General features: G+C 72.7%; 13 protein-coding genes. 9 read left to right on the plus strand and 4 right to left on the minus strand.

All coding sequences use genetic code 11. From position 1 onward, the window contains the following. The first annotated feature begins 2 nt into the window (after window positions 1-2). The 5 genes from EUA98_RS07060 to EUA98_RS07080 all read left to right on the plus strand — a co-directional run bounded on the left by EUA98_RS07060 (window position 3) and on the right by EUA98_RS07080 (window position 7,189). Entirely contained in the window at window positions 3-1,967 is a 1,965-nt protein-coding gene (locus EUA98_RS07060) for a putative bifunctional diguanylate cyclase/phosphodiesterase (RefSeq protein ID WP_207218999.1), read from the plus strand. Window positions 1,968-2,069: 102 nt separating this feature from the next. Then, window positions 2,070-3,782 carry a putative bifunctional diguanylate cyclase/phosphodiesterase gene (locus tag EUA98_RS07065; protein ID WP_130101974.1) on the plus strand — a complete coding sequence of 571 codons (1,713 nt, stop codon included), beginning with the start codon at window positions 2,070-2,072 and terminating at the stop codon, window positions 3,780-3,782. Next, window positions 3,779-4,960, plus strand: a complete 1,182-nt coding sequence (locus tag EUA98_RS07070; protein WP_130101975.1) for an EAL and HDOD domain-containing protein — start codon at window positions 3,779-3,781, stop codon at window positions 4,958-4,960. Before EUA98_RS07065 ends, EUA98_RS07070 begins: the two co-directional genes overlap by 4 nt. 61 nt (window positions 4,961-5,021) lie before the next feature. Next, entirely contained in the window at window positions 5,022-5,585 is a 564-nt protein-coding gene (locus EUA98_RS07075) for a PadR family transcriptional regulator (RefSeq protein WP_130101976.1), read from the plus strand. A gap of 2 nt (window positions 5,586-5,587) precedes the next feature. Continuing rightward, window positions 5,588-7,189, plus strand: coding sequence for an MFS transporter (locus tag EUA98_RS07080; RefSeq protein ID WP_242511323.1), 1,602 nt, complete (start codon window positions 5,588-5,590; stop codon window positions 7,187-7,189). On the opposite strand, the gene EUA98_RS07085 is transcribed toward EUA98_RS07080, so the two are convergent. Continuing rightward, the gene (locus EUA98_RS07085) at window positions 7,176-7,724 is read right to left on the minus strand and encodes a GNAT family N-acetyltransferase (RefSeq protein ID WP_242511324.1); all 549 of its coding nucleotides are present in this window, start codon (window positions 7,722-7,724) and stop codon (window positions 7,176-7,178) included. The genes EUA98_RS07080 and EUA98_RS07085 overlap by 14 nt on opposite strands. Window positions 7,725-7,981: 257 nt before the next feature. Here EUA98_RS07085 and EUA98_RS19700 point away from each other — a divergent pair, with 257 nt between their 5' ends. Both EUA98_RS19700 and EUA98_RS07090 read left to right on the plus strand, forming a co-directional pair. Continuing rightward, the gene (locus EUA98_RS19700; protein WP_165372746.1) at window positions 7,982-8,137 is read left to right on the plus strand and encodes a DUF6131 family protein; all 156 of its coding nucleotides are present in this window, start codon (window positions 7,982-7,984) and stop codon (window positions 8,135-8,137) included. Between the two features lie 123 nt (window positions 8,138-8,260). After that, window positions 8,261-8,584 (plus strand): DUF6458 family protein, encoded by a 324-nt coding sequence (locus tag EUA98_RS07090; RefSeq protein ID WP_130101977.1) that lies wholly within the window; start codon window positions 8,261-8,263, stop codon window positions 8,582-8,584. Between the two features lie 79 nt (window positions 8,585-8,663). Here the strand turns inward: EUA98_RS07090 and EUA98_RS07095 are convergent, their stop codons facing one another. From EUA98_RS07095 to EUA98_RS07105, 3 genes are all read right to left on the minus strand, one after another. Beyond that, entirely contained in the window at window positions 8,664-9,557 is an 894-nt protein-coding gene (locus EUA98_RS07095; protein ID WP_130101978.1) for an ABC transporter permease, read from the minus strand. After that, window positions 9,544-10,485, minus strand: coding sequence for an ABC transporter ATP-binding protein (locus EUA98_RS07100; protein ID WP_207219004.1), 942 nt, complete (start codon window positions 10,483-10,485; stop codon window positions 9,544-9,546). Before EUA98_RS07100 ends, EUA98_RS07095 begins: the two co-directional genes overlap by 14 nt. 116 nt (window positions 10,486-10,601) lie before the next feature. Then, window positions 10,602-11,846: a LolA family protein gene (locus EUA98_RS07105; protein WP_130101979.1), complete on the minus strand. Its 1,245-nt coding sequence runs from the start codon at window positions 11,844-11,846 to the stop codon at window positions 10,602-10,604. 84 nt (window positions 11,847-11,930) lie between these two features. Between EUA98_RS07105 and EUA98_RS07110 the strand changes: the two genes are divergently transcribed. Beyond that, window positions 11,931-12,584: a response regulator transcription factor gene (locus tag EUA98_RS07110; protein WP_130101980.1), complete on the plus strand. Its 654-nt coding sequence runs from the start codon at window positions 11,931-11,933 to the stop codon at window positions 12,582-12,584. A gap of 5 nt (window positions 12,585-12,589) precedes the next feature. Further along, on the plus strand, window positions 12,590-14,026 hold the full coding sequence (locus tag EUA98_RS07115; protein WP_130101981.1) for a sensor histidine kinase: 1,437 nt from the start codon (window positions 12,590-12,592) through the stop codon (window positions 14,024-14,026).

The following is a 14,026-nucleotide window of genomic DNA, read 5'->3' on the forward strand; positions in this document are numbered from 1 at the left end:
TCGTGACCGATCGCCGACGACGCCGCGGAAGCTCCCGCCTGCTGGCGATCTATGCCGCCGCGAGCCTGGTGCCGGTCAGCATCCTCGGCGCGGTGCTCGTGCAGGACTATCGGGCCAGCGGTCTGGAGCGCGGACGAGACCAGGGCCGAGCCCAGGCCGCTGTCATCGCGGAGATGGCCATCGCCCCCGCCCTCAGCGGCCTACCCCTGTCCGAGGGGCTCTCCTCGGACGAGTACTCGCGCCTGCGGTCGGCCACCGACCTGTCGGTGTTCAGCGGCTCGGTGTCACACCTGCGCCTGCGGACCTTCCGCGGCCTGGTCGCCTTCTCCGACGACGGCGCCGAGGAGGACGTCGTGCCGGCCGAGGATCCGGCCTTCCAGGTTGCCGCCGCCGGCGGGACCGACGTGCGCATCATCGGCGGTGAGGGTGACACCCGCACCATCCGGGTGCTGCAGCCGGTGATCTCGGCCTCGACCGGGCAGTGGACCGGGGTGCTCGAGCTCTACCTCCCGTACGACGCCATCGCTGCCGGCGTCCAGGCTGAGACCAACCGAGCCATCCTGCGGCTCGGCGCCGGCCTCGGCGGGCTCTACGCGGTGCTCGCCCTGATCTCGTGGTGGACCACCCGCTCGCTGCGCCGGCACGCCGCCGCCCACGAGCATCTCGCCCTGCACGACCCCCTGACCGGCCTGCCCAACCGTGAGCTGTTCCGCCGGACGGTCGAGCGCGCCCTCGTCAGCGCCCACCGTGGCGAGTCCGGGGCGCTCGTGCTCATCGACCTGGACCACTTCAAGGAGGTCAACGACACGCTCGGCCACCCCGCTGGGGACGAGCTGCTGCGTGTCGTGGGCCACCGTCTCGCCGACGCGCTCCGCACGGACGACACCGTCGCTCGCCTGGGTGGGGACGAGTTCGGTCTCGTCCTGCCCGGCAGCAGCGACCCGGCGGAGACCGTCGCCCTGCTCACCCGGGTGCGCGAGGCGCTCAGCCAGGTGGTCGTGCTGGACGGGGTCGCGCTCACCGTCCAGGCCAGCTTCGGCGTCTGCTTCTACCCCGGCGACGCGGTCACCCTCGAAGGGCTGCTGCGGCACGCGGACGCCGCGATGTACCAGGGCAAGCACGGCCCCACGGGCGTCGTCGTGTACGAGCCGACGACGGCGCGGCCGGCGGCGCACGGACTGGTGCTGCAGCGCGAGCTGCACGACGCCCTCGAGCGCGACGAGCTCGTGCTGCACTACCAGCCCAAGATCGACCTGGCCACGGGCCGCACGGGCTGCGTCGAGGCCCTCGTGCGGTGGCAGCATCCCGTGCGCGGGCTGCTACCGCCGGCGGAGTTCCTGCCCGTGGCCGAGCGTTCCGAGCTCATCGACGCGCTGACCTCGTGGGTGCTGCGCCGCGCCCTGGCCGACTACGCGGCGTGGACCGCCGCCGGGCACGACTGGACGGTCGCAGTGAACGTGTCCGCCCGGAACCTCGCGTCGCTGGACTTCGCCGATCTGGTGGCCCAGATCCTGGACGAGTCGGGGGTGCGGCCCGAGCGCCTGCAGATCGAGGTCACCGAGACCGCGCTGACGTTCGACACCGAGATCGCGGAGGGCGTGGTCAACGCGCTCGCGGCCCAGGGCATCTCGATCGCGATCGACGACTTCGGCGTCGGCTACACGAGCCTGTCCCAGCTGCGCACGCTCACGGTGGCCGAGCTCAAGATCGACCGCGAGTTCGTGCTGGGCCTCACCGACAACGAGCACGACCGGGCGATCGTCCGGTCCGTGATCGACCTGGGACACAACCTCGGCTGCCGGGTCACCGCGGAGGGGGTCGAGACCCAGCAGATCGCCGACTGGCTCGTCGCGGCCGGATGCGACCTCGCGCAGGGCTATCTGTGGCTGCGGCCGGCGCCGTGGCCGGAGGTCGCCAGCCTCGCCACGGGTCGCGAGGAGCCGATGGTGAGCTCGACCCGCGGGTAGCCCCGCCCAGGTCAGCGGCCGTTCTCGTCCCTGCGATCACCTCAACTCGAGGAGATGCCACCCGATGAGCCAGGTGACATCTCGGCGTAAGGGGGCGGTGCTGTGCATGGGCCGCACGCGCGCATCCGAGGGTTCCTCCAGAACACGTCGGACGTGTTCGCGATCGTCGACCCAGACGGTGAGATCAGCTACTGCTCGCCCTCCCTGGGTCGCGCCCTCGGACTGCCCGCGCCCGGCGGGATCGGACTGCGCCTGACTGACCTCCTCGGCGAGGAGGAGGCCGGCGAGGCCGAGGCGATCTTCGCGGGCTTCGTCGCCGGCACGACGGCGACCCAGGTGATCACCGACTGGCACCTGCGGCACAGCGACGGTACGACCGTGGCGTTCGAGGTGCTGTCCCTCAACCTGCTGGCGGACCCGCGGGTGCACGGCATCGTGCTGACGATGCGGGACGTCTCCGAACGGCGGGCCCTCGAGGTGCAGCTCACGCACCAGGCCCTGCACGACCCGCTCACGGGCCTGCCGAACCGCGCACTGTTCCACGACCGTGCCGAGCACGCCCTGGCGCGCGGGGCGCGGTTGGGCATCGTGGTCGCGATGCTGGTGCTCAACGTCGACGACTTCAAGGGCATCAACGACGCGCACGGCCAGACCACCGGTGACGGGCTGCTGATCCAGGTGGCTGCCCGGCTGCGAACCACGCTGCGCGAGGGCACCACCGTCTCGCGGTCCGGAAGCGACGAGTTCACGGTCCTGGTCGAGGACCTCACCGGGGTCGCCCAGGCCGAGCGGTTCGCTACCCGGGCGCTGCAGGCCTTCGCCGCCCCGTTCACCGTGGCCGGCCGCGTGCTGCGCGTGAGTGCCAGCATCGGGCTGGTCGTGACCGGGGGCACCCGTGACCCGCTCGACGTGACCGAGGTGATGCGGTGCGCGAACCTCGCCCTGTACGCGGCGAAGGACCGCGGCAAGGGCCAGGTCGTGCTCTTCCACAAGGATCTGCACCTGCGGATGCTGGAGCGGCTCGAGCGCCGCACCGATCTCGAGCGCGCTATCGACGCGGACGAGTTCGCGCTCCGCTTCCAGCCGATCGTCTCGATCGAGACCGGCGCGATCGTCGGCTGCGAGGCGCTCGTGCGATGGCAGCACCCCACCCGGGGCCTGCTCCCGCCCGCCGAGTTCATCGAGCTGACCGAGGAGACCGGGCTGATCGTCGAGCTCGGCCGGTGGGTGCTCGCACAGGCGTGCACGCAGCTGCAGCGTTGGGCGCAGGCCGGGCACTCCGAGCTGAGCATGTCCGTCAACGTCTCGGCGCGCCAGCTGCACGAGGACGGCTTCGTCGAGGACGTGCGCCACGCGCTGCGCCGGCACCACGTGCGGCCGGGTCAGCTGGTGCTCGAGCTCACCGAGAGCATCTTCGCCGTCGACGCGTCGGCGATCTCCGAGCAGCTGCGCGCCCTGCGCGAACTCGGGGTGAAGATCGCCATGGACGACTTCGGCACCGGGTACTCGAGCCTGTCGTACCTGCAGAAGTTCCAGATGGACATCCTCAAGATCGACAAGTCGTTCGTCGACGCGCTCGGCAACGGTGACCCCGATGCAGGCGCGCTGGTCAGAGCCATCATCTCGCTGGCGCACGCACTGCGCCTGGAGGTGGTCGCGGAGGGGATCGAGCAGCCAGGGCAGCGTGACGACCTGGCGGCGATGGGCTGCGGACTCGGGCAGGGGTACCTGTACTCCCGACCGGTCGAGGCTGACCAGCTGGTCGCGCTGCTGATCGACGGGTCCGCCTCAGACCCCGCGCGGCGGCTCCGGTGACCCTGCTCGCGGGCGGGCTCACGGTGCACCGTCAGCACGTGGTGCGTCCAGACCGCTCCGTGCTCGGCTACGCGGTGAACATCGTCGTCGGGCGCACCGCCGGCGCGGGCGGCGAGGACCGCCTCGATGCGCTCGTGGACGAGAGGTACGCGACGCTCGACCTCGCCGCGCTGGCCGGTGGTCACCTCATCTTCGTGTGCGCGACCCCCTCGATGCTCCGCGGCGAGTGGCCCCGCGCGGACCTGCCGGCCGGCGTGGTGATGGAGGTGCCCGCCCGGTTCGCCGAGCTCCCGGAAGCAGCGGAACACCTCGGACGCCTCCGGGCCGCCGGACTTGGCCTGGCGCTGGCGGACTACGCACCGGGCCCCGGCCCGGACGCCCTGCTCTCCCTGGTCGACTTCGTCAAGGTCGATCTCGGGCGGGGCGACGTGTCGTCAGCGGACGCGGTCGCTGCGGCACGGACCGCCGGGGTCCCGGTGATCGCCGAGCGGGTCGACACCGAGGCGGCGGTGAAGTTCTGCGTGCAGCACCGGATCGATCTTCTGCAGGGGCCGCTCTTCCGGCGCGACGCCACCCCGACCGCCCATGCGTTCACCGCCGGCGAGCTGCAGTGTCTCGAGCTCGCCGGCCTGTTGCGCGCCGACGAGGTCGATCACGCCCGGGTGATCCGGGTCATCGCCTCAGACCCCGAGCTCTCGATGCGGGCGCTCCGGCTCGTGAACTCCGGTGCGGTCGGCCCACGACGCCGGATCGACTCCATCCGCCGCGCTGTCGTGATGCTCGGGCCGCAGCCGCTGACTGCCCTCGCGATCACCTCCCTGCTCGGGGCGCGCGCACACCCGCCCGGCGTGTGGTTCATGCTCAGCCGCGGCACCGCATGCCGATCGCTCGTCGGTATCGACGCGGCGTACACGGTCGGGCTGCTCTCCGCCGCCGCTGCGCAGCTGCAGGTCGCACCCGCCGATCTGGTCGCCCACACGGGGGTGTCCGACGACGTCGGCGACGCTCTGGTCTCGTTGTCGGGGCCCTACGGCCCGGTCCTCGCGGCGGTTCTCGCCCACGAGGAGAACGACGTCGCGGGGGTGGAGGCGACGGGGTTCGCCCCGGGCGACGTCGCGCGCGCGTACCTCGACGCCCTCGCGGACGCCCACGCCACCGCCGCGGCCCTGGTCGGCTGAGCCACCGGCTGCTGTCCCCCGGGATCTCGTGGCGCACGATTAGTCGTGCGAGACTAATGGGATGTCGTCGATCCGCGTGTTCATCCTCGGCTCGCTCGCTGAGCGCGGTGAGATGCACGGGCACCAGCTGCGCCTGCTCGGCGAGGAGGAGCACATCCACATGTGGACCGACTTCACGGTCGGGGGCATCTACGGCGCACTCAAGCGGCTCGCGGCCGACGACCTGATCGAGACGGTCCGCACCGAGCGCGTCGGCAACCGACCCGAGCGGCAGGTGTACGCCATCACGCCCGCCGGACGCACGACGCTCGCCTCGATGATCCGCACGACCCTCACCGAGTTCAGCCTGCGGCCCGACCCGTTCGACCTGGCGCTCACCCGGCTGGACGCCGCGGCGGTGGACGCGCTCCCCCAGATCCTCGCCACCCGCCGGCACGCGATCGCGGCCACCATCGCCGCCAAGCAGGCCAAGTACGAGCGCGCTGCCCCGCACCTCACCGTCGCCGAGCGTCACACGATGGCGCACCACCAGTTCCGGCTGCGCGCCGAGCTCGACTGGACCGATTCCCTGATCGCCGACCTGCCCGCGATCGTCCAAGACGAAAAGTCCCGAAAGGACTCCTGACCTTGCCTCAGACCACCACCGTGGCCAGCACGACCACCCCCAGGCGCGCCTGGCGCGCGCTCGGGGTGCTGCTCATCGGGATGTTCATGTCGCTCCTCGACGCGACGATCGTGAACGTCGCCCTGCCGACGATCCGCACGAGCCTGGACGCCTCCGAGGCGACCCTGTCGTGGATCATCTCCGGCTACGCCCTGGCCTTCGGCCTCGCGCTCATCCCGGCGGGCCGGGTCGGCGACCGCTACGGGCACAAGTGGGTCTTCTTCAGCGGGCTCGCCCTGTTCACGGCAGCGAGCGTCGCCTGCGGCCTGGCGACCGATGGCACCCAGCTCATCGTCGCGCGCGTCGTCCAGGGGCTCGCCGCCGGCATCTACCTGCCGGCGGTGACCGCCTACATCCAGCTGCTGTTCACCGGCCGCACGCGCGGCAGGGCCTTCGCGATCATGGGTGCCGTCGTCGGCGTCTCCTCGGCCCTCGGGCCGCTCATCGGCGGGCTGCTCATCGAAGCGTTCGGCGACACGAACGGCTGGCGGCTGGTGTTCGTGGTCAACCTGCCGATCGGGATCGTCGCCCTGGTCGCCGCGGCGATCCTGCTGCCAACGGGTTCAGAGCGCCAGCTCCCCACGGGTACAGAGCGCCAGCTCCCCACGGGTACAGAGCGCCAGCTCCCCACGGGTACAGAGCGCCAGCTCCCCACGGAAACAGAGAACCGCCGCGCCGCGGGCGGCGTCGACGGCCTCGGCCTCGCACTGCTGTCGGGCGGGCTCATCGCGATCCTCGTGCCGCTGATCGAGGGGCAGGACCAGGGCTGGCCGGCCTGGACGTACGTGTCGCTGGTCGGCGGCGTCGCGCTGATCGCGCTGTTCGGCGCGTGGGAGGTCGCCGTGGCCAAGCGCGGGCGGAGCCCCCTGGTGCCGCCCCACCTGTTCTCGCACCCCGCCTTCACCGGCGGCGTGATCCTCGCCCTCGTCTACTTCGCCGCGTTCGTCAGCATCTTCTTCACGATCTCGATCCTGTGGCAGGCCGGCCTCGGCCACACCGCGCTCGAGTCCGGGATCGTCTCGATCCCGTTCGCGATCGGCAGCATCATCGGCGCGTCCCAGAGCGGCCGGCTCGCCGCGGCGATCGGGCGGCGCGTGCTCGTCATCGGGACCGCCATGGTCGCGGTCGGGCTGAGCGCGCTCTGGCTCGTGCTGCTGCTCGTCACGCCCGGCGACGTGACGCACTGGGACCTGCTGGCGCCCCTGCTCGTGGCCGGGACCGGCAGCGGGCTGTTCATCGCCCCGAACGCGCAGTTCATCATCGCGACCGTCGACCGGCAGGAGGCCGGCGCAGCGAGCGGGGTCATCGGCGTGATGCAGCGGCTGGGCAGCGCGATCGGGATCGCGATCATCGGCAGCGTGTTCTTCGGCACCCTCGTGCTCCCGACCCAGGGGCCGCCGACCGCCGACGACCTCGCGATCGCCTTCACCCACAGCGCGACCGCGGCGCTCGCCGTGAGTGCTGCCCTCGCGGTGGTCGCGTTCCTGCTCGTGTTCGCGCTCCCGAAACGGGTCGGGTCCGGTGCGCCGGCGGGCGCTGACAGGTCCGGCGTCAGCGCCCGCTGAGCTGTGCCGCGCGGAACGTCGCCGCACTGACCTCGAAGATCGTCTCGAGGCCGTCCTCGTCGTCCCACTGCTCGCCGACCTCGGCGAAGCCGTACTGCAGCACCAGGGCGCGGGAAGCGTCGTTGCCGGGACTGATCGTCGCCCGCACCGTGCGCACCGCGGGCTCGCGGGCACCCCGGTCCAGGAGGGCCTCGAGGGCCGCCCGTGCGTACCCCCGGCGACGGCAGCCGGGGTCGACGGAGTAGCCGACCTCGACCATGCCCGTGGCATCCGGCGGGCCGTGATAGCCGGCCCGCCCGACGGCGATCTGCGCTGTGACGTCCCAGATCACGCGCGTCACCCAGTCCGCGCTGGTCGGATCGTCCTCGATCTGTCGGCTGCGCATCCGCCACACACCTGCGTCCGCGCCCTCGACGAAGAAGCGGGTCAGCGCGATCGGCGCGGCAGCGTTCGCCGCGGCCAGGTCGCGGGCCGCGAGCGCGTGGATGGCCGCCGCCGGGAGCTGCACGAGCCGGATGTCGGGAGCAGTGGTCACCCCCCGAGTATCCCGTCCGCCGGGCGCGCCCAGCGAACGCTTTTTCCGACGGCAACCCTCCCGCGCCGACACCAAAGAAAGTAGGAATCATTCGCAATTCCGCGGTGCGGATTTGACAGCAGGCAATTTCTCAGGGTTAACTGGATGCAGTTCGTCGAGGTTCGTGTCGCTCTTTTCGGCAACGCTCCGAACAACAATCCGCACATCCCCTGGGTTCTGGCGCCATGCGTCCGGGCCCGCACAACTAAGGAGAACTCATGATCGTTCTTGGAATCGTCCTCGTCATCGTCGGCTACCTGTTGCCGCTTCCCGTGCTGACCACCGTCGGGGTCATCTTGGTCGTCGTCGGAGCGGTCCTGGCCATCCTCGGCGGCACGGGCCGCGCCGTCGGTGGACGTCGCCACTTCTGGTGAACGCCCCGGCGCGGGCAGCTCTATCCGCCCGCGCCCACAGGCCGGCAACGGTGGACCGAATCACCGGTGCAGGTCTTTGCTCGACGAACACACACATTTTCAGGTACCGACGAGAGGAATGACATGGGTATCGGCTTCAGCATCTTTCTGCTGGCCGTCGGAGGTATTCTCGCCTTCGCGGTCGAGACGACCGTGGCGGGGATTGACGTTCAGATCATCGGCTGGATCTTGATGGCCGCAGGAGTCCTCGGGCTCGTGCTGACGATGGTGCTGCTCACGCCCCGACGCCAGCGCGCGGCGACCCAGCCCGCGGCGACGAACCTGCCCGCAGGGACGACCCGACGCACCGTGACCGAGACGCCCCGCGTGGTCACGGTCGAGCCGGGGACCACCGCGCCGCCCACGATCCCGGTGACCGAACGCGTTGTTCGGGACGAGACGATCTGACCAAGCGGCAGCGCGACTGCACCGCCGGGCCCGGGCCGGGCACGGCGGTGCAGTCACGCCGGGATCCCCGCGGTGCAGCTCAGGACGAGACGTCCGCCGTGACGAACCTGCTCCACGCGAGCGACCCGAAGATCGCGACCCAGGCGGCCTGCACGGCCATCCCCGAGCTAAGCACGCCCCAGTCCACCTCGACCCGCAGGAACTCGGCGAAGTCGAGCCAGTGGTGCGTGAGCAGCGCAGGGTGGATCGCGGCGAGCTGAGGGAGCGTGTCGAGCACCGCGGAGACGATCGCGACGATCACGGTCGCGGCCATGGCGCCGACCGGCACCTCGGTCAGGGTCGAGAAGAACAGCCCCACCGCGACCAGCCCGGTGAGGGACAGCGTGACGTACGCGGCGACGCCCGCGACCCGCAGCACGCCGTCGGCCAGCGGGATGGTGGTGCCCGACAGCAGGGTGACGTCGGTGAGCCCGAAGAACGCCGCGCCGACCGCCAGGGCGACGAGGCCGATCGCGAGCACGGCCGCCGCGACGAAGGTCATCGTCGCCACCGCCTTGACGGCGAGCAGGCGCGTGCGAGAGACCGGCACCGCCAGCAGGTAGCGCAGCGTGCCCGACGACGCCTCCCCCGCGATCGCCTCACCCGTCGCGATGCCGATGGTGAGCGGCAGCAGGAACGGCAGGCACATGATCAGCGCCGCGACCACGAGGAACAGGCCGTTCCCGGTCACCCGACCGACGAACCCTGGCCCCTGCCCGGCGAGCGCAGAGTCCCGCGTGACGAACAGGACGAGGCCGAGCAGGAGCGGGACGGCCGCGAGCCCGGCCAGGAGCGCCTGGTTGCGCCGCCGGCCGAACACGAGCCGCAGCTCGCTGCGCACCAGCCGTCCCCAGGCACCGCGGACCGGGGTCGACGACGGCCTCAGCTCGGCGGCGTCGGCCGAGCCGTCCGCCAGGACGTCAGCGTGCGACATCGAAACCCTCCCCGGTCAGCTCGACGAAGAGCTCCTCGAGGCTTGGTCGTCGAACCTGCAGCCCGACGAGGTCGAGACCGGCGTTGACGATGGCCGCCGACACCTCCTCGGGTGCGGTGGCACCCAGCAGCGCGTGCAGCGTGACGCCGTCGGCCAGCACCTCGGCCAGGCCGAGCCCGGTCAGCACCTCGGCCGCGGCCCCGACCTGCTCGCCGGCGGTCGTGACGGTGACCCGTGCGACGCCACGTTCGGTCAGCACCTGGCGCTCCCCCTGCACGAGCAGCTTGCCGCGGCCCATGATCCCGAGGTGCGTGCAGACCTGCTCGATCTCGGTGAGCAGGTGCGAGGACACCAGCACCGTCGTGCCGGCGTCCGCGAGCTCGCGGATCAGCAGCCGGACCTCGCGGGTGCCCTGCGGGTCGAGGCCGTTGGTCGGCTCGTCGAGCACGAGCAGCTCGCGCGGTCGCAGCAGGGCCGCGGCCAGGCCGAGACGCTGCTTCATCCCGAGCGAGTACTGCCGGTACGGCTTGGATGCGGCCGCGGTCAGCCCGACGCGCTCGAGCGCCTCGTCGCTGCGGCGGCGCGCGGTGCGCGGATCCGCCGTCGCGTCGCTCGCGTCGAGCCGGGCCAGATTGGCCCGCCCGCCCAGATAGGGGTGGAACGCGGGGCCCTCGACGAGGGCGCCGACGCGCGGCAGGACGTGCCCGGCGCCGTCGGGCATGGGCTCGCCGAGCAGCCACGCGACGCCGCTGGTCGGGCGGACGAGCCCGAGGAGCATGCGGATGGTCGTCGTCTTGCCCGAGCCGTTGGGCCCGAGGAAGCCGTAGACCGAGCCGCGCGGCACCCGCAGCCCGATCCCGTCGACCGCGAGCTGGCCGGACCGGAACCGCTTGGTCAGCCCCTCGGTCCGGACCGCGAGCGCCGTCACGTCCGAGGCGTCCAGCTCGACGTCCGCGCCGGCCGGCTCGGTCGAGCCGGCCGGCCGCAGCCGGTCACGCGGGACCGACGACGAGCGGGTGCCCGACGCGGTCACCGGTGTGCTCGTCACGCCATCGCGCGGAGGGTCTCGGCGGGCACGGCCCCGACCAGGACCCGACCGTCGTCGGTCACCAGGACGCTCAGGAGCGTCGAGCTGAGCAGCCGGCCCTCGGGCACGGCGGTCGTGAGCTGGTCGTACAGGACCGACGTGTCGAGGGTCGGGATCGACGGCGAGCCTGATCCGTCGCTGGGCATGAACTCCTCGATCAGGTCCTGCGCGCTCTCGGAGCCGATGGTGAGCTCGGCGCCGGGCACGGTCGCGAGCGCGGCCGGATCGCCCGCGATCAGGCTGGCCACGTCCAGGCCGGACCAGGTGGTGACGGTCTCCCACCCGGTCCCGGTGATCGAGACACCCTCGGGGAGGGTCCCCGGAGCGGTCTCGGGTTCGGCGCCGGTCATCTCGGGCAGCGGGACGACGACGTCCTTCACCGCGGCGCCCGCGGGCGCCGAGAACGCGAGGACCGCGTCGTCGGGCGTGGTGAAGGCGACGTCGGTGAAGCCGATCTCGAGCGCCGGGGAGGAGGAGTCGGTGCTGCTCCAGGTCTGCACCCGCAGCGGGGTCGAGGTCTCCGCGTCGATCGCGACGACGACCTTGCCGATCAGCGTGCTGGCGTCCTTCGGGGTGACGACCAGCTGGTAGGCGTCGCGCCCGGCGACGGTCGTCTGGTCGCCCATCGCGACCGTGGAGTACTGCTCGACCTGGGCGAGGGCCGCGCGGGCCGCCTCGTCCGGGGTGGGCAGGCCGCCCGCGACCTCGGGCAGGGTGCCCGCGCGGGCGTCGTCGGCGAGGGCGTCGAAGCGCGCCTGGTCGGCGGCGCTCAGCGTGTAGTGCACGACGGCGTCGTCCGAGCTCGAGTACGTCCACGCCTCGGCGCCGTCCTGGACCACCGAGTACTCCGAGGCGGACCCGAGCAGGGCCACCCGCGACCGCTCGGCGCCGTCGGTCCACACCCGCAGGGTGGAGCTTCCGCCGAGGAGGGCGATCGGGTCCGCGCCCGTCATCTCGGCGAGCGGGATCTCGGGCAGGCCGAGGCGCGCGGTGTAGACGACCGTGCCGGACAGCGGGACGGGTTCGGCGGCCGCGATGGTGGTCACGAGCTGGCCCGGCGTCACGTCCGGCAGGACGGACTCGTCGGCGGACGCGAGCAGCGGCGGGGCGAGGAAGGCCCCCGTCACGGCGACAGCGACGACGGCGGGAACGGCCCACCGGGCGCGGGAGGAGGTGGGGCGAGGGACGCTGGCTTCGGTCATAGGAGCACTCTGCGCCACCCTCCCTGAGACCACGCTGAGAGCCATCTCGGCCAGGTGCGGGCGCTCGGGTGACATGCTGCGGTGGTGCGGGTCCTGGTGGTCGACGACGAGCGCGGACTTGTGCGTGCGCTGACGCGCGGGCTGACGGCGGAGGGGTTCGCGGTCGACGTCGCCTACGACGGCAACAGCGGGCTCGAGCTCGCGACGGACAACGACTACGACGCGATCGTGCTCGACGTGATGCTCCCCGGGCGCAACGGCTACGACGTGGTGACCGCGCTGCGTGCGCTCGACGTGTGGACCCCGGTCCTGATGCTCAGCGCCAAGGACGGCGAGCACGACGTCGCCGACGGGCTCGACGTCGGCGCGGACGACTACCTGACCAAGCCGTTCTCGTTCGTCGTGCTCGTGGCGCGCCTGCGCGCCCTGGTGCGCCGCCCGGCCGAGGCGCGGCCCGCGGTGCTGACCGTGGGCGACCTCACGCTCGACCCGGCGGCGCGGACCGTGACCCGCGCGGGCGAGCTGGTGCCGACGACGATGCGCGAGCTCGCACTGCTGGAGTACCTCATGCGCCACGCCGACCGCGTGGTCGGCAAGGTGGAGCTGCGCGACCACGTCTGGGACGGCTCGGGCGAGGACCTCAACGTCGTCGAGGTCTACGTCGGCTACCTGCGACGCAAGCTCGGCCGGGAAGCCATCGCGACCGTGCGCGGTGCGGGCTACCGCGTGGCGGGGTGAGTCGGGTGGCCGGCCGGCCACGGCGCGGCTGGGCGGGATGGCCGCGGCGCGGATGGGCTCGATGGTCGCTCCGGGTCCGGCTGACGCTGCTGACGGCCGGCCTGCTGTGCGTGACGCTCATCGTGGGCGCCGTCGTGCTCACGGCCGTGCTCTCCCGCAGCCGGGTCGTGGCGCTCGACGACCTGGTGCGCGAGCGGGCCGCGACGATCGCCGGTCTGGCCAGCGACGACCGCCTCCCGCAGACCCTCCCCGTGGCCGAGCCCGGCGAGATCGCCCAGCTGCTCGACGCTCGCGGCCACGTGCTCGCCTCCTCTCCGAATGCCAGCCGCACCCTGCCCGTGCTCCCTGCCACCGAGGTCGCCGCGCTGCAGCGGCGGGCCGGCGACGAGGTGGCGGCGAGCGGCACGAGTGCGAGCGCCTACGACCGCCAGGCGCGGGTCGCCGTCCTCGCGACCAGCTACCAGGGAGCCCCGGCGACCGTCGTGGCGACAGTGCCCCTCGGTGAGGTGCAGGGGCTGCTGCGCGCGCTGCGGGTCTCGCTCGGCGTGGTGGTCCCGCTGCTCACGGCCCTGCTCGCCGGGGCGATCTGGATCGTGCTGGGTCGCGCCCTGCACCCGGTCGAGCAGCTGCGCCGCGCCGCCGCGCAGGTCGCCCTGTCCGGCGGGCCGGGGTCGTTGCCCGTGCCGCGGTCCGACGACGAGCTCGGCGCCCTGGCCCGGACCCTGAACGAGATGCTCGACCGGATCGAGGTCGGTGCCGCACGTCAGCGGGCGTTCGTCGCCGACGCCGCCCACGAGCTGCGGTCTCCGCTCGCCTCGCTGCGCGCGAGCATCGAGGTCGCCCGCACCCACCCCGCCGCGTACACCAGTGCCGAGCTCGCCGAGGACCTCGAGGGCGAGGTCCTGCGCATGCAGGCGCTGGTCGACGACCTGCTGCTGCTCGCCCGGGTCGGCTCGACGCCGCTGGTCCGCGCCGACGTCGACCTGGCCCGCCTCGCGCAGGTCGCCGCGGAGACGTCCCGCCCGGCGTCCGCCGTCGGCATCCCGGTCCGGATCGAGACCACCGGCGCCGGGCACGCGCGGGGCGATGCGGCCGCAGTCGGCCGGGTGGTGCGCAACCTGCTGGACAACGCGGTGCGGCACGCCGGGACGCGCGTGCGGGTCACGGTGGCGGACGGCGTCGTCACCGTGGAGGACGACGGCAACGGGGTGGCCGAGGCCGACCGCGAGCGCGTGTTCGAGCGCTTCGTGCGGCTCGAGGAGTCGCGGCAGCGCGAGGCCGGGGGCTCCGGTCTCGGGCTGGCGATCGCCCGCGAGATCGCGCGGGAGAACGGGGGCGACGTCGTGCTCGCGAGCTCACCGCTCGGCGGCCTGCGGGCGACGCTGCGCCTGCCGGTGGTCGACGTCGGGAGCGCGCCGCTCGGTGGACAGCTCGGTGGATAG

The sequence above is a fragment of the Pengzhenrongella frigida genome (assembly GCF_004168625.1).
GTDB lineage: Bacteria > Actinomycetota > Actinomycetes > Actinomycetales > Cellulomonadaceae > Pengzhenrongella > Pengzhenrongella frigida.

What these genes read in the sequence shown, in the direction of transcription:
- EUA98_RS07075 (WP_130101976.1), top strand. Translation starts at nt 5,022, where the DNA reads ATGTCGTCGATCCGCGTGTTCATCCTCGGCTCGCTCGCTGAGCGCGGT.
- EUA98_RS19700 (WP_165372746.1), top strand. Translation starts at nt 7,982, where the DNA reads ATGATCGTTCTTGGAATCGTCCTCGTCATCGTCGGCTACCTGTTGCCG.
- EUA98_RS07090 (WP_130101977.1), top strand. Translation starts at nt 8,261, where the DNA reads ATGGGTATCGGCTTCAGCATCTTTCTGCTGGCCGTCGGAGGTATTCTC.
- EUA98_RS07095 (WP_130101978.1), bottom strand. Translation starts at nt 9,557, where the DNA reads ATGTCGCACGCTGACGTCCTGGCGGACGGCTCGGCCGACGCCGCCGAG.
- EUA98_RS07105 (WP_130101979.1), bottom strand. Translation starts at nt 11,846, where the DNA reads ATGACCGAAGCCAGCGTCCCTCGCCCCACCTCCTCCCGCGCCCGGTGG.